This is a genomic window from Pseudomonas nitroreducens, from assembly GCF_014204515.1.
Classification (GTDB): domain Bacteria; phylum Pseudomonadota; class Gammaproteobacteria; order Pseudomonadales; family Pseudomonadaceae; genus Pseudomonas; species Pseudomonas nitritireducens_A.
This window is the reverse complement of the sequence record NZ_JACHLI010000008.1, coordinates 40846-66276: the sequence shown is the minus strand read 5'-3', so window position 1 is coordinate 66276 and position 25431 is coordinate 40846. Positions and strand designations below refer to the sequence as shown.

The 25431-nt window shown below is 66.6% G+C and carries 21 protein-coding genes; 17 read left to right on the top strand and 4 right to left on the bottom strand.

Annotated elements, in window-relative coordinates:
* Positions 1-41 precede the first annotated feature (41 nt).
* Together HNP46_RS12390 and HNP46_RS12385 are read right to left on the bottom strand one after the other, a co-directional pair.
* Positions 42-416, bottom strand: a complete 375-nt coding sequence (locus HNP46_RS12390; protein WP_184589263.1) for a RidA family protein — start codon at positions 414-416, stop codon at positions 42-44.
* Between the two features lie 20 nt (positions 417-436).
* A complete protein-coding gene (locus HNP46_RS12385) occupies positions 437-1549 on the bottom strand; it encodes an NAD(P)/FAD-dependent oxidoreductase (RefSeq protein ID WP_184589260.1) in 1113 nt (370 codons plus the stop codon).
* Positions 1550-1660: 111 nt separating this feature from the next.
* Between HNP46_RS12385 and HNP46_RS12380 the strand changes: the two genes are divergently transcribed.
* The gene (locus tag HNP46_RS12380) at positions 1661-2281 is read left to right on the top strand and encodes a helix-turn-helix domain-containing protein (protein ID WP_184589258.1); all 621 of its coding nucleotides are present in this window, start codon (positions 1661-1663) and stop codon (positions 2279-2281) included.
* Positions 2282-2287: 6 nt separating this feature from the next.
* On the opposite strand, the gene HNP46_RS12375 is transcribed toward HNP46_RS12380, so the two are convergent.
* Both HNP46_RS12375 and HNP46_RS12370 read right to left on the bottom strand, forming a co-directional pair.
* Entirely contained in the window at positions 2288-5161 is a 2874-nt protein-coding gene (locus HNP46_RS12375) for a bifunctional diguanylate cyclase/phosphodiesterase (protein WP_184589256.1), read from the bottom strand.
* A gap of 112 nt (positions 5162-5273) precedes the next feature.
* A complete protein-coding gene (locus tag HNP46_RS12370) occupies positions 5274-6167 on the bottom strand; it encodes a LysR family transcriptional regulator (RefSeq protein ID WP_184589254.1) in 894 nt (297 codons plus the stop codon).
* 228 nt (positions 6168-6395) lie between these two features.
* On the opposite strand from HNP46_RS12370, the gene leuC reads away from it, so the two are divergent.
* The 16 genes from leuC (at position 6396) to HNP46_RS12290 (ending at position 25431) form a co-directional block, all read left to right on the top strand.
* Positions 6396-7823, top strand: a complete 1428-nt coding sequence (leuC, locus tag HNP46_RS12365) for a 3-isopropylmalate dehydratase large subunit (RefSeq protein ID WP_184589252.1) — start codon at positions 6396-6398, stop codon at positions 7821-7823.
* A gap of 11 nt (positions 7824-7834) precedes the next feature.
* On the top strand, positions 7835-8479 hold the full coding sequence (leuD, locus tag HNP46_RS12360; RefSeq protein ID WP_184589250.1) for a 3-isopropylmalate dehydratase small subunit: 645 nt from the start codon (positions 7835-7837) through the stop codon (positions 8477-8479).
* Positions 8480-8511: 32 nt separating this feature from the next.
* Positions 8512-9276: a class I SAM-dependent methyltransferase gene (locus tag HNP46_RS12355; protein WP_184589248.1), complete on the top strand. Its 765-nt coding sequence runs from the start codon at positions 8512-8514 to the stop codon at positions 9274-9276.
* 88 nt (positions 9277-9364) lie between these two features.
* Complete coding sequence (gene leuB / locus HNP46_RS12350) at positions 9365-10447, top strand: 3-isopropylmalate dehydrogenase (RefSeq protein ID WP_184589246.1); 1083 nt, start codon at positions 9365-9367, stop codon at positions 10445-10447.
* A gap of 80 nt (positions 10448-10527) precedes the next feature.
* Complete coding sequence (gene asd / locus HNP46_RS12345; protein ID WP_045211887.1) at positions 10528-11640, top strand: aspartate-semialdehyde dehydrogenase; 1113 nt, start codon at positions 10528-10530, stop codon at positions 11638-11640.
* Positions 11641-11913: 273 nt separating this feature from the next.
* Complete coding sequence (locus HNP46_RS12340) at positions 11914-13122, top strand: type IV pilus assembly protein FimV (RefSeq protein ID WP_260403159.1); 1209 nt, start codon at positions 11914-11916, stop codon at positions 13120-13122.
* Between the two features lie 95 nt (positions 13123-13217).
* The gene (locus tag HNP46_RS12335; RefSeq protein ID WP_184589244.1) at positions 13218-14228 is read left to right on the top strand and encodes an aspartate-semialdehyde dehydrogenase; all 1011 of its coding nucleotides are present in this window, start codon (positions 13218-13220) and stop codon (positions 14226-14228) included.
* Positions 14229-14396: 168 nt separating this feature from the next.
* Positions 14397-17270: a FimV/HubP family polar landmark protein gene (locus HNP46_RS12330; protein ID WP_184589242.1), complete on the top strand. Its 2874-nt coding sequence runs from the start codon at positions 14397-14399 to the stop codon at positions 17268-17270.
* Between the two features lie 19 nt (positions 17271-17289).
* On the top strand, positions 17290-18147 hold the full coding sequence (gene truA, locus HNP46_RS12325; RefSeq protein WP_184589240.1) for a tRNA pseudouridine(38-40) synthase TruA: 858 nt from the start codon (positions 17290-17292) through the stop codon (positions 18145-18147).
* A 57-nt stretch (positions 18148-18204) separates the two neighbouring features.
* Complete coding sequence (locus tag HNP46_RS12320) at positions 18205-18828, top strand: phosphoribosylanthranilate isomerase (protein ID WP_184589238.1); 624 nt, start codon at positions 18205-18207, stop codon at positions 18826-18828.
* 257 nt (positions 18829-19085) lie between these two features.
* On the top strand, positions 19086-19961 hold the full coding sequence (gene accD / locus HNP46_RS12315; RefSeq protein ID WP_184589237.1) for an acetyl-CoA carboxylase, carboxyltransferase subunit beta: 876 nt from the start codon (positions 19086-19088) through the stop codon (positions 19959-19961).
* Positions 19958-21238: a bifunctional tetrahydrofolate synthase/dihydrofolate synthase gene (folC, locus tag HNP46_RS12310; protein WP_184589235.1), complete on the top strand. Its 1281-nt coding sequence runs from the start codon at positions 19958-19960 to the stop codon at positions 21236-21238. Before accD ends, folC begins: the two co-directional genes overlap by 4 nt.
* A 23-nt stretch (positions 21239-21261) precedes the next feature.
* Positions 21262-21933 (top strand): SPOR domain-containing protein, encoded by a 672-nt coding sequence (locus tag HNP46_RS12305; RefSeq protein ID WP_184589233.1) that lies wholly within the window; start codon positions 21262-21264, stop codon positions 21931-21933.
* Between the two features lie 104 nt (positions 21934-22037).
* Positions 22038-22580: a CvpA family protein gene (locus HNP46_RS12300; RefSeq protein WP_138525869.1), complete on the top strand. Its 543-nt coding sequence runs from the start codon at positions 22038-22040 to the stop codon at positions 22578-22580.
* Positions 22581-22686: 106 nt separating this feature from the next.
* Entirely contained in the window at positions 22687-24192 is a 1506-nt protein-coding gene (gene purF / locus HNP46_RS12295; protein ID WP_184589231.1) for an amidophosphoribosyltransferase, read from the top strand.
* Between the two features lie 27 nt (positions 24193-24219).
* Positions 24220-25431 carry an O-succinylhomoserine sulfhydrylase gene (locus tag HNP46_RS12290; RefSeq protein WP_184589229.1) on the top strand — a complete coding sequence of 404 codons (1212 nt, stop codon included), beginning with the start codon at positions 24220-24222 and terminating at the stop codon, positions 25429-25431.

Below are 25431 nucleotides of genomic sequence, written 5' to 3'. Positions count from 1 at the left end.
TTGTTATGGGAGCGGCCCCGCGTGCGGCGGGGCCGCAAAGGTCAGGCCTGGCCGACGTAGGCCTGGACTTCCACCTCGACGTCCACGCCCAGCGCCAGGGCCGAAGCCACACAGGAACGCACCGGCAGGCCCTGCTCGAAGTAGCGCTTGTACACCTCGTTGAAGCCGGCGAAGTGCGCCATGTCGGACAGCCACACGGTGGCTTTCACCACCTGCGAGTAGTTGGCGCCGCACGCTTCCAGGCTCTCGGCGATGCGGGTCATCACTGCCTCGGTCTGGGTCTGGATGTCGCCCTTGACCACCTGGCCGTCCGCGGTCATCGGGATCTGCCCGGACAGGAACAGGAAGCCGCCGGCCTTCACGGCGCGGGAGAAGGGGAAGGGCAGGGTGCTGGGGTAACGCTGGATATCGCTCATTCTAAGGTCTCCGGGGGAATTCAACGCAGGCGCGCCGGGCTCAGGCGCTGGGGTTCGACGCCTTGCTGGCGCAGGGATTCGGGCAATGGCTGGCCGAGCAGCAGCGACTGGGCCAGGCGCGACACGCCATCGGCGGACTGGATGCCATAGCCACCCTGGGCGGCCAGCCAGAAGAACGCCGGGTTCTGCGCATCCGCGCCGATCACCAGGTCGCCGTCGGCGACGAAGGAGCGCAGGCCGGCCCAGCTGTGGTTCGGCCGGCGGATCGCCAGGGTGGTGTGTTCTTCGATGTGGTACACGCCCAGGGCGATGTCCAGTTCTTCGGGCTGCACGTCCTGCGCCTGCACCGGGTCGGCGTTGGCGGGCGAGCCGAGCAGCTGGCCGGCGTCCGGCTTGAAGTAGAAGCTTTCGTCGATGCCGATCACCGTCGGCCAGCGGCTGATGTCCATGCTGTCGGGTACCGGGAAGGTGAAGGCGGTGCGCCGGCACGGCTGCAGGCCGACCGGGCGGATGCCGCAGCGCTCGGCCACGTGATCGGCCCAGGCGCCGGCGGCGTTGACCAGTTGTGCGGCGTAGACGGTTTCGCCCTGGCTGAGTTCAAGCGTCCACGCGCTGTCCGTAAACTCGGCCGACAGTAGTTCGCGATTGCAGCGCAACTCGCCGCCGCGCTGGCGCAGCGCGCGCAGGTAACCCTGGTGCAGGGCGTGTACGTCGAGGTCGCGGGCGTCCGGCTCGTAGAGCGCGCCGATGATGGCGTCGGCGCGCAGGCAGGGGAGCATTTCCAGGGCCTGCTCGGTGCTGATGCGCTCGACGCCCGGCGTGGCTTCGGCCTGCTTGAGCAGCTCGACATGCTCCGGTCCGCCGACGTACAGGCAACCGCGCGGGGTGAGGATCGGGTGCTCGCTGAAACCGGCCGGCGGGTTCTCGTAGAAGGCCCGGCTGGCGCGGGTCAGCGCCTGGATTTGCGGCGTGCCGTAGGCCTCCATGAACATGGCGGCGGAACGCCCGGTGGAGTGGTAGCCGGGCTGCTCTTCGCGCTCCAGCAGCAGCACCTTGTGCCTCTCGCTCAGGCGGTAGGCGAGGGAGGCGCCGGCAATGCCGGCGCCGATGATGACGAAATCGAAATGGCTCACTGCAAGGGCCTTCTGCAGATTTTCTCTTATGTGAGAAATCTAAGATATGAGAATTTTTGCTCCCAAGGCAAGGCCCGGTAAACTTTCGTCGGCCCCCTCACGAGATGTCCCATGAGCGAAACCGCCCAGGCACTACCCAAGCCCCAGCAACTGGATCGAGACGAAGTCGGTGCGCGCCTGCGGGCGGTTCGCAAGCAGCAGAAGCTGACCCTGAAACAGCTCTCCGACCTCTCTGGCGTGGCGGTTTCCACCCTGTCGAAGATGGAGCTGGCGCAGGTCGCGGTGAGCTACGACAAGCTGGCCGCCGCCGCCCGCGCGTTGCAGGTGGATATTGCCCAGCTGTTCCGCCCGTCGCCGTCCGTCGGGCTGACGGTATTGAAGACTTTCGTGAAGACCGACATCGATGACGCCGCCGGCTACGACACCGGCGGCTACGAGTACTACCCCATCGCCGGGGATTTCCCCCAGCGCAGCATGACGCCGCTGTACGCGCGCATCTTCGCCCGCGAGGTCGGCGAGTTCGACGATTTCGTCCGCCACCCCGGCCAGGAGTTCGCCATGGTGGTGGCCGGCCGCGTGCGCATCCAGTTCGAGACGGGCGAGTCGGTGAGCATCGGCCCGCGCGAGACGGCTTATTTCGACAGCAGCGTCGGCCATCTCTACCTCAACGACGGCGAAGCCGACGAGGCGCAGGTGATGGTGGTGATGTCGGAGTTGCGGCCCGCCGAGTGACGGGCCTCAGGTCGCCTGCTGCTCGCGGCTGGGCAGCAGGGCGATGAAGTCGTCCAGCGGCACCGGGCGGCTGAACAGGTAGCCCTGGTACAGGTGGCAGCCCTGTTCGGCGAGCAGCGCCAGTTGCTCCGGGGTTTCCACCCCTTCGGCGATCAGTTCCAGGCCCAGGCTGTGGCCCATGGCGATGATGGCGCGGACGATCTCCGCGTCGTTGCTGTCGTTGGGCGCGTCACGGACGAAGCTCTGGTCGATCTTCAGGCTGTCCACCGGCAGGCGCTTGAGGTAGGTCAGTGACGAGTAGCCGGTGCCGAAGTCGTCCATGGCGAACTGCACGCCGGCTTCGCGCAGGCGTTCCATGCGCGCGATGGTGTCGTCCAGTTGCTGGATCACGATGCCCTCGGTGATCTCCAGCTTGAGCAGGCTCGGCGGCAGCTTGACCTTGTGCAGGATGGCCAGCAGGCGCTCGACGAAGTCGCTCTGGCGGAACTGCCGCGGGCTGATGTTCACGCTCAGGCTGAAGCTGTCGACGTCGATCAGGCCCTCGGCGAGCAGGCGCGCGCCGGTGCGGCAGGCTTCCTCGATGACCCACTGGCCGACTTCGACGATCAGCCCGCTGTCCTCCAGCACGCGAATGAAGCTGGCCGGCGACTGCGGGCCGCGGGTCGGATGGCGCCAGCGCAGCAGCGCTTCGGCGCCGACGATGCGCGAGCCGCGGGCGTCCACCTGCGGCTGGTAGTGAAGGTTGAACTCGCGACGGGCCAGGGCCATGCGCAGGCCGTTCTCCAGGCGCAGGCGCTCGCTGGCGGCCTGCTGCATGGATTCGTGGAACAGCTGCACGGTGTTGCGGCCGGCGTCCTTGGCGCGGTACATGGCGATGTCGGCGCGCTTGAGCAGGTCCTCCGGGGTCGCGCCGTCGTCGGGGATCAGCGCGATGCCGATGCTCGGGGTGATCTGCAGGCGGTGGCCGTCCAGCAGCATCGGCTCGGCCAGCAGGTCGCGGAGTTTTTCCGCCAATTGGCGCACCTGCTGGGCGGTCTCCACGCGGCTGCCCTCGATGCCGGTGATCAGCACCACGAACTCGTCGCCGCCCAGGCGCGCCACGGTGTCTTCCTGGCGCACGCTGGCTTCCAGCCGCGCGGTGACCATCTGCAGGATCGAATCGCCCACCGGATGGCCGAGGGAGTCGTTGATGTGCTTGAAGTGGTCGAGGTCGAGGAACAGCAGGGCGCCGCGCAGGTCGTGGCGTTGCAGCAGGGAGATCTGCTGCTTGAGGCGGTCCATCAGCAGGGCGCGGTTGGGCAGGTCGGTCAGCGCGTCGTGGTAGGCCAGGTGCTGGATGCGCGCCTCGGCCTCGCGTAGTTCGCTGGTGTCGCGGGCGGTGAGCAGCAGGCAGTCGAGGCCGCCCAGTTCGATGGGTTCCACCGACACGTCCACCGTCTTGACTGTGCCGTCGCGGTGGCGGCCGCGCATTTCCAGGTGGTGGACGAAGCCGTCGCGGTTCAGTGCGGCGAGCATGTTCAGGCGCTCGTCGGGGTCGGCCCAGATGTTGATGCCCATGGCGGTCTGGCCGATCACCTCGTCGGTACGGTAACCGGTGAGGCGGTGGAAGCCTTCGTTGACCTCGATGTAGCGACCGGTCTCGCGCTCGGTGATGGTGATGGCGTCGGGGCTGGAGTGGAACGCCTTGGCGAATTTCTCCTGGCTGGCCTTGAGCGCGGCCTCGGCCTGCAGGCGCCGGGTGACGTCACGGAAGCTGGAGAGGATGCACAGCTGGCGGTCGACCCAGATCAGCCGGCTGGCAACCGTGCAGGTGATGGTCTGGCCGTCGCGGGTGAGGAACTGCACCTCGATGTTCTGCAGCGAATGGTCGCGCATCAGCTGTTCGAACAGCCGAGAGCGCTGGTGGTGGTCGGCCCAGAAGGCGATCTGGTGGGAGGAGCGGCCGATGACTTCCTCGGCGCTCCAGCCGAAGGTGCTGCAGAAGCTGGGGTTCACTTCGACGAATTCGCCATCGCGCACCCGCGATACGCAAATCGGGTCCGGGCTGCCCTGGAACAGACTGGCGAACTTTTCCTCCGAGGCCTGCAGGCTGCGCTCACGCAGCACGCGCTCGGTGATATCGAGCAGGGTGCCGGCCATGCGTTGCGGTTTGCCGTGCGGGTCGCGGTACAGCCGCGCGCGGCTTTCCAGGTAGCGCACCTCGCCGGAGCCGAGCTGGGCGCGGTAGGTGAACTGGTAGTCGTTCTCCGGTCCGCGGGCGAGCCGGGCGTAAGCCTGGCGCATGCGCGCACGGTCGGTCTTGTCGACGCAGGCGAAGAATTCGCCGAAGGGACCGTGGAAATCCCGGTCAGGCAATTCGTGCAGCACGGCGGCGCGGGCCGAGCCGTAGAGCAGGCCGCTGGGAATGTGCCAGTCCCAGATGCCCAGCTGCGCGGAGTCCAGCGCCAGGTCCAGGCGCTCCTGGCTGTCGCGCAGGGCGCGCTCCTGGGCGCGCATGCGGGTCATGTCGCGGACGGTGAGGACCAGGCAGGGGCGGCCGTCCTGTTCGATCTGGCAGCCGTAGACGCGCGCGCTGCGGGCTTCGCCGGAGCGGGTGAGCAGGGTAACGTCGAAGCCGTCGATCTGCTTTTGGGCGGTGATCCTGTCGAGCATCCGCTGGCGTTCTTCGAGGCTGTGCCAGAGGCCGAGCTGCAGGGAGGTGCGGCCCAGGGCTTCCTCGCGGCTCCAGCCGAAGCGGGCGACGAAACTGGCGTTGAGGTCGAGGAACTGGCCGCTGTCGCGGTCGGTGATGACCATGGCGTCGGGCGCGGTATGGAAGGCTTTGGCGAACTTGTCCTGGCCGTCGGTGGCGAACGGTGGCGAGTGCGGGTCGCGGCTCATGCGGCACTCCCCCTGTGTCTGCCGGCGCCGGCCAGATCGGGCCGGAAATCGCGAAGTGACATGCGGACGGGCATTCGGGCCCCTTCTTCTAATTCTGTCAGAACAATAGAGGTTAGGCCGCGACCGGTGCAAGCCCGCCCGCCTGGGCGTCGAGCAGGCGCATGAAAGCCCGCGCGGCGTTGGACAGGGTGCGCTCGGTGTGCAGGATGTAGCCCAGCTGGCGGCTGAGCTGGATGTCCTGCAGCGGCAGGCGCACCACGCTGTCATCGAGCATGGTGCGCGGCAGGACGCTCCAGGCCAGGCCGATGGAAACCATCATCTTGATGGTCTCCATGTAGTTGGTGCTCATGCCGATGTTCGGCGTCAGCCCCTCGGCCTCGAACATGCGCCGCACGATGTGGTGGGTGAAGGTGTTGCCGCCGGGGAATACCGCCGGGTGGCGGGCGACGTCGGCGAGGAACACCGGGCCCTGCACCGACAGCGGATGCTCGGGGGCGGCGACGAAGTCCAGCGGGTCGTCCCACACCGGCACGGCGCGCACCGGTTCGGCGGTTTCCGGGGCGAGGGTGATCACGGCCAGCTCGGCGCGGCCATGCAGAATCTCTTCGTAGGCCACTTCCGAGTCGCAGAACTGGATGTCCAGCGCCACCTGCGGGTGGGCCTTGGTGAAGGCGCGCAGCAGCGGCGGCAGGCGGTGCAGGCCGATGTGGTGACTGGTGGCCAGGACCAGCCGGCCGCTCACCTCGCCGTTGAGGTTGGTCAGGGCGCGGCGGGTGTCGTCCAGCACGTTGAGGATCTGGTAGGCCCGCGGCAGCAGGGCACGGCCGGATTCGGTCAGGCTCACCTCGCGGCCGACGCGGTCGAACAGGCGCACGCCCAGCTGGTTCTCCAGGGCGGCAATGCGCTTGCTGATGGCCGGCTGCGTCAGGTGCAGGCGCTCGCCGGCTTCGGAGAAGCTGCCGGACTCGGCGATGGCGAGGAAGGTGTTGAGGCTGGTCAGGTCCATTGGGGCAGCTCCAGGCGACAGGCTTCAGGCGGCAGGCGAAAAGCGCTCGAGGCTCTTGCCTGGGGCCTGCAGCCTGTAGCCTGCAGCCCTGTCTTAACTTATATCCTGATGCATTCCTGTTGGGAATCCTTTGGATAAAAAATATGAATTTGAGTTATTTGACGACAAGCCATAGCATCATCCCCACAAGCCCTAGGGGCATAGAAAGACGCTGATGAGGACTCTCTGATGGCCGGCAAGACGCTCTACGACAAACTCTGGGAAATGCACGAGGTGAAGCGCCGTGACGATGGTTCGTCGCTCATCTACATCGACCGTCACATCCTCCACGAAGTGACCTCGCCGCAGGCTTTCGAAGGCCTGCGCCTGGCCGGCCGCAAGCCGTGGCGCATCGATGCGAACATCGCCACCCCGGACCACAACGTGCCGACCACCCAGGTCGAGCGCAAGGGCGGCCTGGCGGCCATCGCCGACGAAGTGTCGCGCATCCAGGTGCAGACTCTGGACGAGAACTGCGACGACTTCGGCATCCTCGAATTCAAGATGAACGACGTCCGCCAGGGCATCGTCCACGTGGTCGGCCCGGAGCAGGGCGCCACCCTGCCGGGCATGACCGTGGTCTGCGGTGACTCGCACACCTCGACCCACGGCGCCTTCGGCGCGCTGGCCCACGGCATCGGCACCTCCGAGGTGGAGCATGTGCTCGCCACCCAGTGCCTGGTCGCCAAGAAGATGAAGAACATGCAGGTCCGCGTGGAAGGCAAATTGCCCTTCGGCGTGACTGCCAAGGACATCGTCCTCGCGGTGATCGGCAAGATCGGCACCGCCGGCGGCAACGGCCATGCCCTGGAATTCGCCGGCAGCGCCATCCGCGACCTGTCCATGGAAGGCCGCATGACCATCTGCAACATGTCCATCGAAGCCGGTGCGCGTGTGGGCATGGTGGCGTGCGACGAGAAGACCGTCGAATACGTCAAGGGTCGCCCGTTCTCGCCGCAAGGCAGCGACTGGGACAAGGCCGTGGCAGCCTGGAGTGACCTGGTTTCCGACGCCGACGCGCACTTCGACACCGTCATCGAGCTGCGTGCCGAAGACATCAAGCCGCAGGTCAGCTGGGGCACTTCGCCCGAGATGGTCCTGGCCGTTGATCAGAATGTGCCGGACCCGGCAGCCGAGGCCGATGCGGTCAAGCGCGATTCCATCACCCGCGCACTGAAGTACATGGGCCTGAACGCCAACCAGGCAATCACCGACATCCAGCTGGACCGCGTGTTCATCGGCTCCTGCACCAACTCGCGTATCGAAGACCTGCGCGCCGCCGCCGCCGTGGCCAAGGGCCGCAAGGTCGCTGCCAGCGTCAAGCAGGCGCTGGTCGTGCCGGGTTCGGGCCTGGTGAAAGCCCAGGCCGAACAGGAAGGCCTGGACAAGATCTTCATCGAAGCCGGCTTCGAATGGCGTGAACCGGGCTGTTCCATGTGCCTGGCGATGAATCCGGACCGCCTGGAGAGCGGCGAGCATTGCGCTTCCACCTCCAACCGCAACTTCGAAGGCCGCCAGGGCGCCGGTGGTCGTACCCACCTGGTGAGCCCGGCGATGGCCGCCGCGGCTGCCGTGACCGGTCGTTTCATCGACGTACGTGAATTGATGCAGGCCTGAGGAGACCGAACATGAAAGCCTTTACCCAGCACACCGGTCTCGTCGCGCCGCTCGACCGCGCCAACGTCGACACCGACCAGATCATCCCCAAGCAATTCCTCAAGTCGATCAAGCGCACCGGCTTCGGCCCGAACCTGTTCGACGAGTGGCGCTACCTGGACGTTGGCCAGCCGAACCAGGACAACTCCAAGCGTCCGATCAACAAGGACTTCGTCCTCAACTTCCCGCGCTTCCAGGGTGCCAGCGTGCTGCTGGCCCGTGAAAACTTCGGTTGCGGCTCCTCCCGCGAGCACGCGCCGTGGGCGCTGGACGAGTACGGCTTCCGCACGGTGATCGCGCCGAGCTTCGCCGACATCTTCTTCAACAACAGCTTCAAGAACGGCCTGCTGCCGATCATCCTGAAGGACGAAGAAGTCGACGAGCTGTTCGCCCAGTGCGAAGCCACCGAGGGTTACCAGCTGACCGTCGACCTCGACGCGCAGACCGTGACCCGTCCGGACGGCAAGCAGTACAGCTTCGAAGTGGACGCGTTCCGCAAGCACTGCCTGCTCAACGGCCTGGACGATATCGGCCTGACCCTGCAGGACGCCGACGCCATCCGCGGCTTCGAAACCGGCTACAAGCAGAACCAGCCCTGGTTGTTCCGCGACGCCTGAGTGGCGCCGCACCCCTCTGCAAGGAGAACAGCATGACCGAGAGTCGCCACGAGCAAGTGGTCCAGCGCCAGTTCGGCGCCCAGGCCAACGCTTACCTGACCAGCGCCGTACACGCCCAGGGCGAGGAATTCGCCCAGCTACGCGAGCGACTGTCGGCGACCACCGGTGCGCGCGTGCTGGACCTGGGCTGCGGGGCAGGGCACGTGAGCTTCAACGTCGCGCCGCTGGCCGGCGCGGTGGTGGCTTACGACCTGTCCCAGCAGATGCTCGACGTGGTGGCCTCGGCTGCCGCCGAGCGCGGTCTGGACAATATCTCCACCAGCCGTGGCGCCGCCGAGCAGCTGCCGTTCGACGACGGCGAGTTCGACTTCGTCTTCAGCCGCTACTCCGCGCACCACTGGCGGGATGTCGGCCAGGCGTTGCGCGAAGTGCGCCGGGTGCTCAAGCCGGGCGGCGTGGCCTGCTTCATTGATGTCGCCGCGCCGGGCTTGCCTCTGCTGGACACCTATCTGCAGACTGTCGAGGTCCTGCGCGACACCAGCCACGTGCGCGACTACTCCCCGTCGGAGTGGGCGCGTCTGGTCGGCGAGGCAGGGCTTGCGGTGACTGCCGCCAAACGCCAGCGCCTGCGCCTGGAGTTCACCTCCTGGGTCGAGCGCATGCGCACCCCCGAGGTGATGCGCCAGGCCATTCGTGCCCTGCAGCTGTCGATGGGCGACGAGGTGCGCGAGTATTTCGAGATCGACGCCGAGGGTTCCTTCAGCACCGACGTGCTGGTGCTCTGGGCAATCAATTAACGGCTACAGGCTGCAGGCTGCAGGCGGCAAGAAAAAGCCTGCGGCCTGAAGCCTGTAGCCTGCAGCTTTTTCCGAAGGAAAATATTTCATGAGCAAACAGATTCTGGTTCTCCCCGGCGACGGTATCGGCCCGGAAATCATGGCCGAAGCGGTCAAGGTGCTGGAGCTGGCCAACGACAAGTTCGCCCTGGGTTTCGAGCTGAGCCACGACGTGATCGGCGGGGCCGCCATCGACAAGCATGGCGTACCGCTGGCCGACGAAACCCTGGAGCGCGCGCGCGCTTCCGACGCCGTGCTGCTGGGCGCCGTGGGCGGCCCGAAGTGGGACAAGATCGAACGTGACATCCGCCCTGAGCGCGGCCTGCTGAAGATCCGCTCGCAACTGGGCCTGTTCGGCAACCTGCGTCCGGCCATCCTCTATCCGCAGCTGGCCGATGCCTCCAGCCTCAAGCCCGAAGTGGTCGCCGGCCTGGATATCCTCATCGTCCGCGAGCTGACCGGCGGCATCTACTTCGGCCAACCGCGCGAGCAGCGCGTGCTGGAGAACGGCGAGCGCCAGGCATACGACACCCTGCCGTACAGCGAGAGCGAAATCCGTCGCATCGCCCGCGTCGGCTTCGACATGGCCCGCGTGCGCAACAAGAAGCTCTGCTCGGTGGACAAGGCCAACGTCCTGGCCTCCAGCCAGCTGTGGCGCGAAGTGGTCGAGGAAGTCGCCAAGGACTACCCGGACATCGAGCTGTCGCACATGTACGTCGACAACGCCGCCATGCAGCTGGTGCGCGCGCCGAAGCAGTTCGACGTGATGGTCACCGACAACATGTTCGGCGACATCCTGTCGGATGAGGCTTCCATGCTCACCGGCTCCATCGGCATGCTGCCTTCTGCCTCGCTGGATTCCAACAACAAGGGCATGTACGAGCCGTGCCACGGCTCCGCGCCGGACATCGCCGGCCAGGGCATCGCCAACCCGCTGGCGACCATCCTCTCGGTCTCGATGATGCTGCGTTACACCTTCAACGAAGGCGCCGCCGCCGACGCCATCGAGCAGGCCGTGAGCCTGGTGCTCGACCAGGGCCTGCGTACCGGTGACATCTGGTCCGAAGGCTGCAAGAAGGTCGGTACCCGCGAAATGGGCGACGCGGTAGTCGCAGCACTGCGGAATCTGTAATCTGTCCGGCTCGCTCGTTCCCGTAGCCCTGTAGGAAGGCGGGAACGACGGCCCTCTAAATATTTGAAGGTGTAGTAGCGATGAAGCGTGTAGGTCTGATCGGTTGGCGTGGCATGGTGGGTTCGGTGCTCATGCAGCGGATGCTGGAAGAGCGGGACTTCGACCTGATCGAGCCGGTGTTCTTCACCACCTCCAACGTGGGTGGCGAAGGTCCGTCCATTGGCAAGGACATTGCCCCCCTGAAGGACGCCTACAGCATCGAGGAACTGAAAACCCTCGACGTCATCCTGACCTGCCAGGGCGGCGACTACACCAGCGAAGTCTTCCCCAAGCTGCGCGAAGCCGGTTGGCAGGGCTACTGGATCGACGCCGCCTCCAGCCTGCGCATGCAGGATGACGCGGTCATCGTCCTCGACCCGGTGAACCGCAAGGTCATCGACAACTCGCTGGACGCCGGCACCAAGAACTACATCGGTGGCAACTGCACCGTCAGCCTGATGCTGATGGCCCTGGGCGGCCTGTTCGAAGCCGGCCTGGTCGAGTGGATGAGCGCCATGACCTACCAGGCGGCCTCCGGCGCCGGCGCGCAGAACATGCGCGAGCTGATCAAGCAGATGGGCGCCATCAACGCCTCCGTCGCCGATGACCTGGCCAACCCGTCCAGCGCCATCCTCGACATCGACCGCAAGGTCGCCGAAGCCATCCGCAGCGACGCCATGCCTACCGAGAACTTCGGCGCACCGCTGGCCGGCAGCCTGATCCCGTGGATCGACAAGGAACTGCCCAACGGCCAGAGCCGCGAAGAGTGGAAAGGCCAGGCGGAGACCAACAAGATCCTCGGCCGCTTCAAGAACCCGATCCCGGTGGACGGCATCTGCGTGCGCATCGGCGCCATGCGCTGCCACAGCCAGGCGCTGACCATCAAGCTGAACAAGGATGTGCCCATCGCGGACATCGAAGGCCTGATCAGCCAGCACAACCCCTGGGTCAAGCTGATCCCCAACCAGCGCGAGATCAGCATGCGCGAACTGACTCCGGCGGCCGTCACCGGCACCCTGAGCGTTCCGGTCGGCCGTCTGCGCAAGCTCAACATGGGCACTCAGTACCTGGGCGCCTTCACTGTTGGCGACCAGCTGCTGTGGGGCGCCGCCGAGCCGCTGCGGCGCATGCTGCGCATCCTGCTCGAACGTTGATCCGCTTCTGAGTGTCACCCGCGACGCCGGCCCCAAGCCGGCGTCGTGCATTGTGCGGCATGGAAAGTTCCGTCGCGCCAGGTGAAGCGCCGCACAAAAACGCCGATTGCACCAGGCGCCGGTCGTCTGGCGCCAGTTTCTGTGACGCACCCGCAAAAGCCACCGCGACCCAGTCGCTATCCTCGCTGCCCGTCCATGGGGACAGGTTTCGGCGCGCCTTTTCGTGCCGGCCGAATGCAAGCAGCGGGGGAGAAAATGGCTCGGTTACACAGAATGTTGCTGGCGACGGCGGTGGCCGCCGCCTTCATGCCTGGCATCGCAGGCGCGCTGGAACTGGGCGAGATCTCCTCGCGGGCGACTCTGGGGCAGAACCTTTCGGCCAGCATCGAGCTGGGCGGGGTGGGCGACCTCGGCTCCGATGACGTCCTGGTCAGCCTGGCCTCGGCCGACGACTTCGAGCGCCTGGGTGTGGACCGCAACGTGGTCACCAGCGGCCTGAGTTTCACGGCCGATATCGGCAGGAATGGCCGCGGGGTCATCCATGTGAAGACCTCGCGTCCGGTACGCGAGCCTTATCTCAACTTCGTCCTGCAGGTGGTCTGGCCCCAGGGCCGGCTGGTGCGCGAATTCACCGTGCTGCTCGATCCGCCCAGCTATGTCGCAAGCCCGGTGACGCCGCCGGCGGTTGCGCCGCTGGCAGTGGCGCGTGCGCCGCAGGCCCAGCCGCTGGTGCAGCCGGCGAGCGCTGCGACTCGTGCCGACTCCTACCGCATCCAGCGCAACGATGCGCTGTGGGATATCGCCTCGCGCAACCGTCCCGCCGGCGGAGTCTCGGTCATGCAGACCATGGCGGCGATCCAGCGGATGAACCCGGATGCCTTCGTCGAAGGCAACATCAACCGCCTCAAGGTCGGCCAGGTACTGCGCCTGCCCAGCGAGCAGCAGGCGCGCGAGCAGAGCCATGCCCAGGCGGTGGCGCAGGTGGAGGCCCAGAGCTCGCAGCGACAGGCCGGACGCAATCCGCAGCTGGCCCAGCAGGGCCGCCAGCTGGACGCCACCCACAAGGCCGAGGCGGGCGCCGCACCGGCCAAGGCTGAAGAGCGCGACAACCTGCGCCTGGTCTCCGGCCAGGCCGGCAAGGAGCGTGAGCGGGCCGCCGGCGAGCAACTTGCCGTTGCCCAGGAAGGGCTGGACAGTGCACGCCGCGAGGGCGACGAGCTGCGCAGCCGGATTTCCGATCTGGAAGGCCAGACGCAGAAGCTGAACAAGCTGATCGAACTGAAGGACTCGCAGATCGCCGGGCTGCTCGCGCGCCTCGCCGAGCAGGAGCGCAGCCGTGCCCAGGGTGCGGCTGCGCCAGCCGGCAATGGCCCGGCGGGCAATCCCCAGGCCGCTACCAGCAGCCCGGATGCCGCGCAGGGCGTCGCCCAGGCCAGCGCGCCGTTGACTGCCGGAGCGAGCGCCGCTGAGCCGCGCCCCTGAGGTGCGGCGATAGGCGGCGGAGCCCTCGATTGCTTCGCCGCCGGTGGGGCCGGTAAAGTGCTGCGCTACTTTTCCCACCGAATGCGAGACACCGGATGCCTGAAACCATCGACATCGCCGTAGTAGGCGCCACTGGACTTGTGGGCGAGGCTTTGGTCGAGCTGCTGGAGGAGCGCGACTTTCCGGTCGCCAACCTGTATCTGCTGGCCAGCGGCGAGTCCGCCGGCAAGTCGATCGCCTTCCGCGGGCGCAATATCCGGGTCGGCAAGCTCGATGAATTCGACTTCTCCAGGGTGCGCCTGGCGTTCCTGTCGGTGGGCGCCGAAGCAGCCGCTGACTGCTCCGCGCGCGCAATCGGCGCCGGCTGCAGCGTCATCGACCTCAGCGGCGCTGCGCTGAACCATGCCGCCGCGAGCCTGGCCCTGACCTGCGTGAACGGCAGCGCCCTCGAACAGCTGCAGTTGCCGGCAGTGATCGCTGCACCAGCAGCCCCTGCCGCCGAAGTTGCGGAAGTGCTCGCGGCCCTGCGTACCGTGCTGGAGCCCCGCCAGGTCAATGTGGCTGCCTGCCTGTCCGCCTCGGCGCTGGGGCGCGAGGGCGTACAGGAACTGGCGCGGCAGACCGCCGAGCTGCTCAATGCGCGCCCGCTGGAGCCACGCCTGGTGGACCGTCAGTTCGCCTTCAACATGCTGGCGCAGTTGGGTGAAGTGGACGAGCAGGGTTACTCCACCGTGGAGCGGCGCATGGCGGCGGAGCTCGCCGGGCTGTTCCCCGAGCTGAAGGGCGGCCTGAGCGTCACCTGCAGCCTGGCGCCGGTGTTCTTCGGTGATGTACTGATGCTGTCGATCAAGGCCGCGGCGCCGGTTTCCCTGGCGGCGGTGAGCGCGGCGCTGGAGGCGGCGGAAGGGATCGAACTGGTGGAAGACGATTACCCGACTGTCATCGGCGATGCACAGGGACAGGATAGTGTCTACGTCGGCCGCCTAAGGAATGGTCTTACAGATTCCTGCGAACTGAATTTGTGGATTGCGTCAGATAATGTGAGAAAAGGCGCAGCGCTGAATGCTGTGAACTTGGGCGAATTGTTGATAAAACACTATCTGTAAAAGATACTTACCGAATATTTGAAGAAGTATTCTAGCTTGGCAATACTGGCCGGTAACGTCGCTGACAGGGGAGAACACCACCGTGAAAACGGTTGGTGCAATGGGCAGCGGCGCCCGATAGACGTTGTTCTAATCCAGAAAAAAGCTATTAAAACAAGGGATTAATATATGGTCCGGCTTCGTAAACTGGTGCAGGCAATCGCAGCTGCTTCGGCATTGACCTCTGGCATGGCGCACGCGCTGGGCCTGGGAGACATCCACCTGCGTTCAGCGCTGAACCAGCCGCTGGATGCCGAGATCGACCTGGTCGAAGTGCGTGATCTGTCCTCGGCCGAGGTGATCCCGAAGCTGGCGTCGCCGGAAGACTTCAGCAAGGCCGGCGTCGACCGCCAGTACTTCCTGACCGGGCTGAAGTTCACCCCGATCGTCAAGCCCAACGGCAAGAGCGTCATTCGCGTGACCTCCGACCGGCCGGTGCAGGAACCCTACCTGAACTTCCTCGTGGAAGTGCTCTGGCCCAACGGTCGCCTGCTGCGCGAGTACACCGTGCTGCTCGACCCGCCGCTGTATTCCCCGCAGACCGCCGCCGCCGTGCCGCGCGCGCCGATGGCCGCCCCGGCGCCGCAGGTTCGTCCGGCTGCCACCGCCGCGCCGCGTGCGACTCCCGCTCCGGCTGCGCGTCCCGCCCCGGCAGCTGCCGCAGCTCCGTCGCGGCGCCTGGAAGGCAACGAATACCGTACCGGCAAGAACGACACTCTCTGGGAAATCGCCGCCCGTGCGCGTCCGGATGGCAGCGTTTCCGTCCAGCAGACCATGCTGGCGATCCAGGATATGAACCCTGACGCCTTCCTCGGCGGCAACATCAACCGCCTGAAGAGCGGCCAGGTGCTGCGCCTGCCCGATGCCGAGCAGATCAAGGCGCGGACTCAACCGGTTGCCGAAGCCGAAGTCAAACAGCAGTACACCGCCTGGCGTGAAGGCCGGAGCCTGCCCACTGGCGGTGCGCGCCAGCTCGACGCTACTGCGCGGGCCAATGCCGGTAACGCTCCGGCCCAGGCCGAAAGCAAGGACAGCCTGCGCCTGCTCTCCGGCGAGAATGGCAAGGCCAAGGGTGGCGACAAGGGCAGCAAGGACGGCCAGGCCACCGCCGACAAGCTCGCCGTGACCAAGGAAAGCCTCGACAGCACCCGTCGCGAGAACGACGAGCTGAGCAGCCGCATGACCGATCTGCAAGGCCAGATGGACAAGCTGCAGAAGCTCATCGCGCTGAAGGATGCGCAGCTGGCCAAGCTGCAGAGCGAACTGGGCAATGACAAGGCCGCCCAGGGGGCTGCTGCTCCGGGTGCCGCCGCCGAAGCGCCGGTGCCGCCGGCCGCTCCGGCTGGCGAAGCGCAACCGCAGCCTGCCGCTCCCGCCGACAATGCTGTCGCGCCCGTGGCTCCGGCCGCCTCCGCCGCTCCCGAGGCCCAGCCGCAACCCGCGCCTGCCTCGGTCACTCCGGCACCGGCGCCTGCCGCCGAGCAGCCCAAGCCGGCGCCCGCGCCCGCCGTGGCTCCGGTGGAGCAGGCTCCGACCAGCTTCGTCGACGAGATTCTCGCCAACCCGATCTGGCTGGGCGCCATCGCCGGCAGCCTGCTGCTGGCCCTGCTGGTCCTGCTGATGATCATCGCCCGCCGTCGGGCCGCCAAGGAGCAGGAAGACCTCGCCGCCCGCGCCAACGATGACGACGAACCGACCCTGGATGACGACCTGACCCTGGCCGGCAGCGAGCTGGATACCCTCGACGTGCCGCACGCCGCCGAGGTCGCCGCTCCCGTGGCCGCTCCGGAGCGCGTCGCCGCGCAGACCAGCGATGCGCTGGGCGAGGCCGACATCTACATCGCCTACGGCCGCTTCAACCAGGCCGCCGAATTGTTGCAGGGCGCCATCTACGACGAGCCGCAGCGCACCGACCTGCGCCTGAAGCTGATGGAGGTCTATGCCGAGATCGGCGACCGTGAAGGCTTCGCCCGTCAGGAGAACGAACTGCGCGAGATCGGCGGTGCCGAGCCGCAGGTCGAGCAGCTGAAGTCCCGTTATCCGGGCATGGTCGCCCTGGCTGCCGTGGGCGGTGGTCTGGCCGCCGCCGCGCTGGCCGAAAAGGATGACCTGGACAGCTTCAGCCTGGACGACTTCGAGGTGGAGCCGACTCCGCCGGCCGCCGCCCCCGCCGCGCAGCCGCACAATGACCTGGACGACGCCTTCGACCTGGCCCTGGACGACCTCGACCTGGGCGAAGAGAAACCTGCCGCTCCGGCCGCTGCCCAGCACGACGAACTGTCCTTCGGCAGCTTCGACCTGGATGACGACCTGAGCCTGGGCGGTGCACCGGCCGCGGCGCCGAGCGCCAAGGCCGAGGATGACTTCGCCTTCGACCTGGACCTGCCGGAAGAGCCGGCTGCCAAGGTCGACAGCCCGTCGCTGATGGATGAGCTGGACGACTTCTCCCTGGACCTGGACAAGGACCCGGAGCAGAAGTCTGGTGCGGACAGCCTGTCTTCCGCGGAAGACGATTTCCTCCTGGGTCTGGAAGACGACAGCGCTTCGCTGTCCGGCGTCAGCCCCGAGGAGTTCAGCCTGGGCGGCGAAACCAAGGCACCGCAGGTCGACGACCTGCCGGACGATTTCGACCTGTCCCTGGCGGACGAGGAGCCTGCTCCAGTCCGTTCCGGCGACAGCTTCGCCGCGCAACTGGACGAGGTCAGCGCAGAACTCGATCGCCTCTCGGCGCAGAACGACGAGCCGCTGGCTCCGGTTACTGCCCCGGACGAAGATCATTTCAGCGCCGATGAGCTGGCCCTGCCGGCCGACGCAGGCGACGACGAGGATGACTTCGACTTCCTCTCCGGTGCGGACGAAGCGGCCACCAAGCTCGACCTGGCGCGTGCCTACATCGACATGGGCGACACCGAAGGCGCCCGCGACATCCTCGACGAAGTGCTCGCCGAGGGGAACGACAACCAGCAGCAGGAAGCTCGCGAACTGCTCGGGCGTATCGCCTGAGCCGGAAGGCTCCAGATAGATGATTGAAGTAGTACCCTCAGCGGCGGCCGAATCGGCCGCCGTTGGCGTTTCCAGGATTGCCCTGGGCGTCGAATTCAAAGGCTCGCGTTATCGCGGTTGGCAGCGCCAGGAAAATGGTGTGCCGACTGTGCAGGGCGCGCTGGAAAAAGCCCTTTCGCAGGTGGCCAACCACCCGGTTTCGCTGATGTGTGCAGGGCGCACCGATGCCCTGGTGCATGCGAGCGGGCAGGTGGTGCATTTCGATACCACCGCCGAGCGCTCGCTGATCGCCTGGGTCATGGGCACCAATGCCAACCTGCCCAACGACATCAGCGTGACCTGGGCCAAGGTGATGCCGGCGCATTTCCATGCGCGCTTCACCGCCATGGCGCGGCGCTACCGCTATGTGATCTACAACGACCAGATCCGCCCGGCGCACATGGCCGAAGAGGTCACCTGGAACCACCGTCCGCTGGATGTCTCGCGCATGCGCGAGGCGGCCAGGGCGCTGGTCGGCACCCATGACTTCACCTCGTTCCGCGCGGTGCAGTGCCAGGCCAAGTCGGCGATGAAGACCGTGCATCACCTGGAGGTGATCGAGCATGGCCGCTTCATCGTGCTGGATGTCCGCGCCAACGCCTTCCTGCACCACATGGTGCGCAACTTCGCCGGGATGCTGATGACCATCGGCGCCGGCGAGCGCCCGGTGGAGTGGGCGGCCGAGGCGCTGGCTGCGCGCGATCGGCGTGCCAGCGGGATCACCGCGCACCCCTACGGACTGTACCTGGTCAGCGTGGAATACCCCGAGGAGTTCGTGTTGCCCCAGCGCTACCTGGGGCCACATTTCCTTTCAAGTTTGCCGGATACCTTTGGCTGACGATGCCAGGGTCATTTGCTACCATCGATCGATCACTTGCCTGAAGGTTGCTGCATCTTGTCCGCCGTTCGCATCAAAATCTGCGGTATTACCCGAGTCGAGGATGCCCTGGCCGCCGCCGCGGCGGGCGCCGACGCCATCGGCCTGGTGTTCTACGCCAGGAGCCCGCGCGCGGTGAGCATCCAGCAGGCGCGGGCGATAGTTGCCGCACTGCCGCCCTTCGTCAGCACCGTCGGCCTGTTCGTCGATGCCAGTCGCTGCGAGCTGGGGGAAATCCTCGATGCGGTGCCGCTGGACGTCCTGCAGTTCCACGGCGACGAGACGCCCGAGGCCTGCTCCGGCTGGCACAAGCGTTACCTCAAGGCCCTGCGCGTGAAGCCGGGCGACGACGTCGCGGCGCAGATCGCGAAATATCCACAGGCCAGCGGCTTCCTCCTCGATACCTACGTGGAAGGTGTCCCAGGCGGAACCGGGCAGGCCTTCGACTGGTCGCTGGTACCCAAGGATGTCGAGCGTCCGCTGATCCTGGCCGGTGGCCTGACGGCCGCCAACGTGGCCGAGGCCATCACCCGGGTGCGCCCCTATGCCGTGGACGTGAGCGGCGGGGTGGAGGCGAGCAAGGGCATCAAGGATGCGCAGAAGATCCGCGACTTCATCGCCCAGTGCCGGTCGGTGGCGTGACGCGGAATCTTCATGTGACGACGAGCGGCCTGCCGCCGTCCACTACCCAATCGTTACCTGCGGGTAACGCCGGGAGTCGTCGCAATGGGCAAGCCTGCCCGTCGATGACCCGCATCGAGTGCTGTATCCGTGGCGACGCCCCAGGCGGCGCCTTTGTTTGCGAGGGGTTCCGGCCTTGAGGTCGGAACCGCGACGATGAATTTGCTCAGAGGCACGCGCAACCCACCGCGCCGCGCCCCTGCACTGGAGACGAGAGCATGAGCAACTGGCTGGTAGACAAGCTGATCCCTTCCATCATGCGTTCCGAGGCGAAGAAGAGCTCGGTCCCGGAAGGCCTGTGGCACAAATGCCCGTCCTGCGAGGCGGTGCTGTACCGTCCGGAGCTGGAAAAGACCCTCGACGTCTGCCCCAAGTGCGATCACCACATGCGTATCGGCGCCCGCGCGCGCATCGATATCTTCCTCGATGAGGAAGGCCGCGAAGAGCTGGGCGCCGAGCTGGAGCCGGTGGATCGCCTGAAGTTCCGCGACAGCAAGAAGTACAAGGACCGCCTGACCGCCGCGCAGAAGGACACCGGCGAGAAGGACGCGCTGATCTCCATGAGCGGCAAGCTGATGGGCCTGCCGGTGGTGGTCAGCGCCTTCGAGTTCTCCTTCATGGGCGGCTCCATGGGTTCGATCGTCGGCGAGCGCTTCGTGCGCGCCGCCAACTACGCCCTGGAAAACCGTTGCCCGATGATCTGCTTCTCGGCCTCGGGTGGCGCGCGCATGCAGGAAGCGCTGATCTCGCTGATGCAGATGGCCAAGACCTCCGCCGCGCTGGCCCGCCTGCGCGAAGAAGGCATCCCGTTCATCTCGGTGCTGACCGACCCGGTCTACGGCGGCGTATCCGCCAGCCTGGCGATGCTCGGTGACGTGATCGTCGGCGAGCCGCGCGCGCTGATCGGCTTCGCCGGCCCGCGAGTGATCGAGCAGACCGTTCGCGAGAAGCTGCCGGAAGGCTTCCAGCGCAGCGAGTTCCTGCTGGAACACGGCGCCATCGACCTGATCATCCACCGTGCCGAAATGCGCGAGCGGATCGCCAGGCTGCTGGCCAAATTCACCAACACCCCAAGTACCGCGCTCGCAGGATGACCCAACGTACCCTTGCCGACTGGCTCAGCTATCTCGAACAACTCCATCCCACGGCGATCGACATGGGGCTGGACCGCTCCCGTGAAGTAGCCGGCCGGCTGGGCCTGGGGCGCCCCGCGCCCCGCGTGGTGACCGTTACCGGCACCAACGGCAAGGGTTCCACCTGCGCCTTCCTCGCCGCCATGCTTGGCGAGCAGGGCCTGCGTGTCGGCGTGTACAGCTCGCCGCACCTGCTGCGCTACAACGAGCGGGTGCTCATCGATGGCGCCGAAGTCAGCGACGAAGCGCTCTGCGAAGCCTTTGCCGCAGTCGAGGCGGCCCGCGGCGAGATTTCCCTGACCTATTTCGAGATGGGCACCCTGGCGGCCTTCTGGCTGTTCGAGCGCGCCCAACTGGACGCCGTGGTGCTGGAGGTCGGCCTGGGCGGCCGCCTGGATGCGGTCAACCTGATCGACTCCGACATCGCCGTGGTCACCAGCATCGGCATCGATCACGCCGACTGGCTGGGCGATACCCGCGAGAGCGTGGCCTTCGAGAAGGCCGGTATCTTCCGCGCCGGCAAGCCTGCCGTGTGTGGCGACCTGGAACCGCCGGCGCCGATCCTCGAGCAGGCGCGTCAGCTCGGTGCGCCGCTGACCCTGCGCGGGCGCGATTTCGACCTGGCCCTGGGCGAGGGCGACTGGCACTGGCGTGGTCGCTCCGCCAATGGCGAGGCGCTGAGCCTGCACAATCTGCCGCTGCTCGACCTGCCGATGGAAAATGCCGCGCTGGCCCTGCAGGTCTATGCCCAGCTGGACCTGCCCTGGCAGCCCGAGCAACTGGTCGCAGCCTTGCTGCGCACCCGCGTCACCGGCCGCCTGGACCGTCGCACCCTGCAACGGCACGGCGAGGAACGCCATCTGCTGCTGGATGTCGGACATAATCCGCACGCCGCGCAATACCTTGCCAGCCGCCTGCGCGCCGCGCCGCCCAAGGGTGTGCGCCGTGCAGTATTCGGCCTGCTGGCGGACAAGGATCTCGACGGCGTGCTGGCACCCTTGCTCGGCTTCGTGCAGGATTGGGCCGTCGCGCCGCTGCCCACCGGTCGCAGCCGCCCGGCGCAGGAGCTGGCGGAGGCACTGCAAGCCCGCGGCGCCCCGGTCAGTTGCCATGCCGATATCGCTTCAGCGCTGGAAGCGCAGTGCGACGCGGCGGTGGCCGACGACGAGATTCTGGTGTTCGGTTCGTTCTACAGCGTGGCGGATGCCCTGGAGTGGCTCGCCAAGGCTGCTCAATAAGTAGACCCAAGGGGAGTTGTTGCATGGCGTTGCTCGATAAGGGGCTCAAGCAGCGGGTAGTCGGAGCGCTGGTGCTGCTGGCGCTGGCGGTGATCTTCCTGCCGATGCTGTTCTCCCGCGAGGATGATGTGCGCCAGGTGGTGGTCGAAGCCCCGGTGATGCCCAAGCCGCCGGCCATGCCCGCGGTCGAGGTGCAGCCCACCGAAGTGCCCGAGCCGCAGGCCGGCGACGCCGATAATGCCGAGCCGCAGCAGCAGGCTGCGCAGACGCAGGCGCCTACCGCGCCGATTACCAGCCTGCCGACGCAGCCGGCCCAGGCTCAGGCCCCGGCTCAAGCGCCGAAGCCGGCCGCTCAACCGGCGCCCGCTCCCAAGCCCGCTGCGGTGCAGCAGCCTGCGCCGGCCCAGGCGAGCGCGGCGACCCAGCAGCCGGCCCAGCGCCTGGATGGCGACAACCTGCCGGTGAGCTGGTCGGTGCAGCTGGCCAGCCTGTCCAACCGTGCCCGCGCCGACGAGTTGCAGAAGACCCTGCGCAGCCAGGGCTACAACGCCTATGTGCGCAGCTTCGACGGCATGAACCGGGTGTTCGTCGGTCCGGTGGTCGAGCGCGCCGAGGCCGATCGTCTGCGCGACCAGTTGGGCAAGCAGCAGAAGCTCAACGGCTTCGTGGTGCGCTTCCAGCCCGAGCGCGGCTGAATCGGCTCGTTAGTTTCAATCAATCAGCCCCGGTGCAATCTGGGGCTCTGCTAAATCGAAGGGCTCTGCTAAAATGCGGGGCCTTTCCGTTTCTGGGCCGCAACGTGGCATTTACCTGGGTCGATTGGACGATGATCGGCATCATCGTCATTTCCAGCCTGATCAGCTTGAGTCGTGGCTTCGTCAAGGAAGCCCTGTCGCTGGTCACCTGGATCGTAGCCGGTGCGGTCGCCTGGATGTTCGGCGGCGCCCTGGCCGAGCATCTCGCACCCTACATCCAGCTGCCCTCCGGGCGTGTCATCGCCGCCTGCGCCCTGCTTTTCGTCGTCACGCTGCTGCTGGGCGCACTCGTCAATTTCCTCATCAGCGAGCTGGTGCGGGTGACCGGCATGTCCGGCACCGACCGTGTGCTCGGCATGGTGTTCGGCGGCGCCCGTGGCGTGCTGCTGGTGGTGCTGCTGGTCGGCCTGCTCAGCCTGGCGCCGGTGCAACAGGACCCGTGGTGGCAGCAATCGGTGCTGATGCCGCATTTCCTGATGGTCGCCGACTGGTCGAAGAACTTCATCCTGACGTTTGCCGGGCAGTGGATGTCCGGCGTTACCATCACTCCGCCATCCGGAGTGGGGTCCTTGCTGCCGGCCCAGTGACGGGCGGGCAGAGGCGACGGGAAGCCGTCGCCGCTACGGCAGGTCCGGTGGATACTGCCGAATATGGAATTGTTTTAGCCTGAACACCAACTAGGGGTTGCGTCGCATGTGTGGCATCGTCGGTATCGTGGGCAAGTCGAACGTGAATCAGGCGCTCTATGACGCGCTCACCGTTCTCCAGCATCGTGGCCAGGACGCTGCGGGGATTGTCACCTGTCAGGACGACCGGCTGTACCTGCGCAAGGACAACGGCCTGGTCCGTGACGTCTTCCAGCAGCGCCATATGCAGCGCCTGGTCGGCAAGATCGGCATCGGCCACGTGCGCTACCCCACCGCGGGCAGCTCCAGCTCCGCCGAGGCGCAGCCGTTCTACGTCAACTCGCCCTACGGCATCACCCTGGCGCACAACGGCAACCTGACCAACGTCGAGCAGCTGGCCAAGGAAATCTACGAATCCGACCTGCGCCACGTGAACACCAACTCCGACTCGGAAGTGCTGCTCAACGTGTTCGCCCATGAGCTGGCGGTGCGCAACAAGCTGCAGCCCACCGAGGAAGACGTGTTCGCCGCGGTTGCCGGCGTGCACGCCCGCTGCGTGGGCGGCTACGCCGTGGTGGCGATGATCACCGGCTACGGCATCGTCGGCTTCCGCGACCCCCATGCGATCCGCCCGATCGTCTTCGGCCAGCGTCACACCGAGAACGGCGTGGAATACATGATCGCCTCGGAAAGCGTCGCCCTGGACGTCCTCGGCTTCACCCTGATCCGCGACCTCGCGCCGGGTGAAGCGGTGTACATCACCGAAGACGGCAAGCTCTACACCCGCCAGTGCGCGGCCAACCCGCAGTACGCGCCGTGCATCTTCGAGCACGTCTACCTGGCCCGCCCGGACTCCATCATCGACGGCATCTCGGTGTACAAGGCGCGCCTGCGCATGGGCGAGAAGCTGGCCGACAAGATCCTCCGCGAGCGCCCTGACCACGACATCGACGTGGTCATCCCGATCCCGGACACCAGCCGCACCGCCGCGCTGGAGCTGGCCAACCGCCTGGGCGTGAAGTTCCGCGAAGGCTTCGTGAAGAACCGCTACATCGGCCGTACCTTCATCATGCCCGGCCAGGCCGCGCGCAAGAAATCGGTGCGCCAGAAGCTCAACGCCATCGAGCTGGAGTTCCGCGGCAAGAACGTGATGCTGGTGGACGACTCCATCGTTCGCGGCACCACCTGCAAGCAGATCATCCAGATGGCCCGCGAGGCCGGCGCGAAGAACGTCTACTTCTGCTCCGCCGCCCCGGCGGTGCGCTACCCCAACGTCTACGGCATCGACATGCCGAGCGCCCACGAACTGATCGCGCACAACCGCAGCACCGAGGAAGTCGGCGAGCTGATCGGCGCCGACTGGCTGATCTATCAGGACCTGCAGGACCTGATCGAGTCGACCGAGGGCGGCAAGATCAAGATCGAGCGCTTCGACTGCGCCGTGTTCAACGGTGAATACGTCACCGGCGACGTCGACGAAGCCTACCTGGACAAGATCGAGCAGGCGCGCAACGACGCGACCAAGACCAAGGGTGCCGCGGTCAGCGCCATCATCGATCTCTACAACGACTGATTCAGAAACGAATAGGGAGAGCAGGGCATGGCTCAGGATTGGGAAGCCGGCCGGCTGGACAGCGACCTGGAGGGCGTCGGTTTCGACACCCTCGCAGTGCGCGCCGGACAGCGCCGCACCCCGGAAGGCGAACACGGCGAAGGCCTGTTCACCACCTCCAGCTACGTGTTCCGCAGCGCCGCCGATGCGGCCGCACGCTTTGCCGGTGAAGTGCCGGGCAACGTCTACTCGCGCTACACCAACCCCACGGTGCGCACCTTCGAGGAGCGCATCGCCGCGCTGGAAGGCGCCGAGCAGGCGGTGGCCACGTCCACCGGCATGTCGGCGATCCTCTCGCTGGTGATGAGCCTGTGCAGCGCCGGCGACCACGTGCTGGTCTCGCGCAGCGTGTTCGGTTCGACCATCAGCCTGTTCGAGAAGTACTTCAAGCGCTTCGGCATCGAGGTGGACTATCCGCCGCTGAGCGATCTGGCGGCCTGGGAAGCGGCCTGCAAGCCGAACACCAGGCTGTTCTTCGTCGAATCGCCGTCCAACCCGTTGGCCGAGCTGGTGGATATCGCCGCGCTGGCCGAGATCGCCCACGCCAAGGGCGCTCTGCTGGCGGTGGACAACTGCTTCTGCACCCCGGCGCTGCAACAGCCGCTGAAACTGGGCGCGGACGTGGTGATCCACTCGGCGACCAAGTACATCGACGGCCAGGGCCGCACCATGGGTGGCGTGGTCGCCGGTCGCCGCGCGCAGATGGAGCCCGTCGTCGGCTTCCTGCGTACCGCCGGCCCGACCTTGAGCCCGTTCAATGCCTGGATCTTCATCAAGGGCCTGGAAACCCTGCGCGTGCGCATGCAGGCCCACAGCGCCTCGGCCCAGCTGGTCGCCGAGTGGCTGGAACAGCAGCCGGGCGTGGAGCGCGTTTACTACTCCGGCCTGCCGAGCCACCCGCAGCACGAACTGGCCAAGCGTCAGCAGAAAGGCTTCGGCGCGGTGGTGAGCTTCGAGGTCAAGGGCGGCAAGGACGCGGCCTGGCGCTGCATCGACGCCACCCGGATGATCTCCATCACCACCAACCTGGGTGACACCAAGACCACCATCGCCCACCCGGCCACCACCTCCCACGGTCGTCTGTCGCTGGCCGAGCGCGAGAACGCCGGTATCCGTGACAACCTGATCCGCGTCGCCGTGGGCCTGGAAGATGTCGACGACATCAAGGTCGACCTGGCGCGAGGCCTGGCGGCGCTGTGA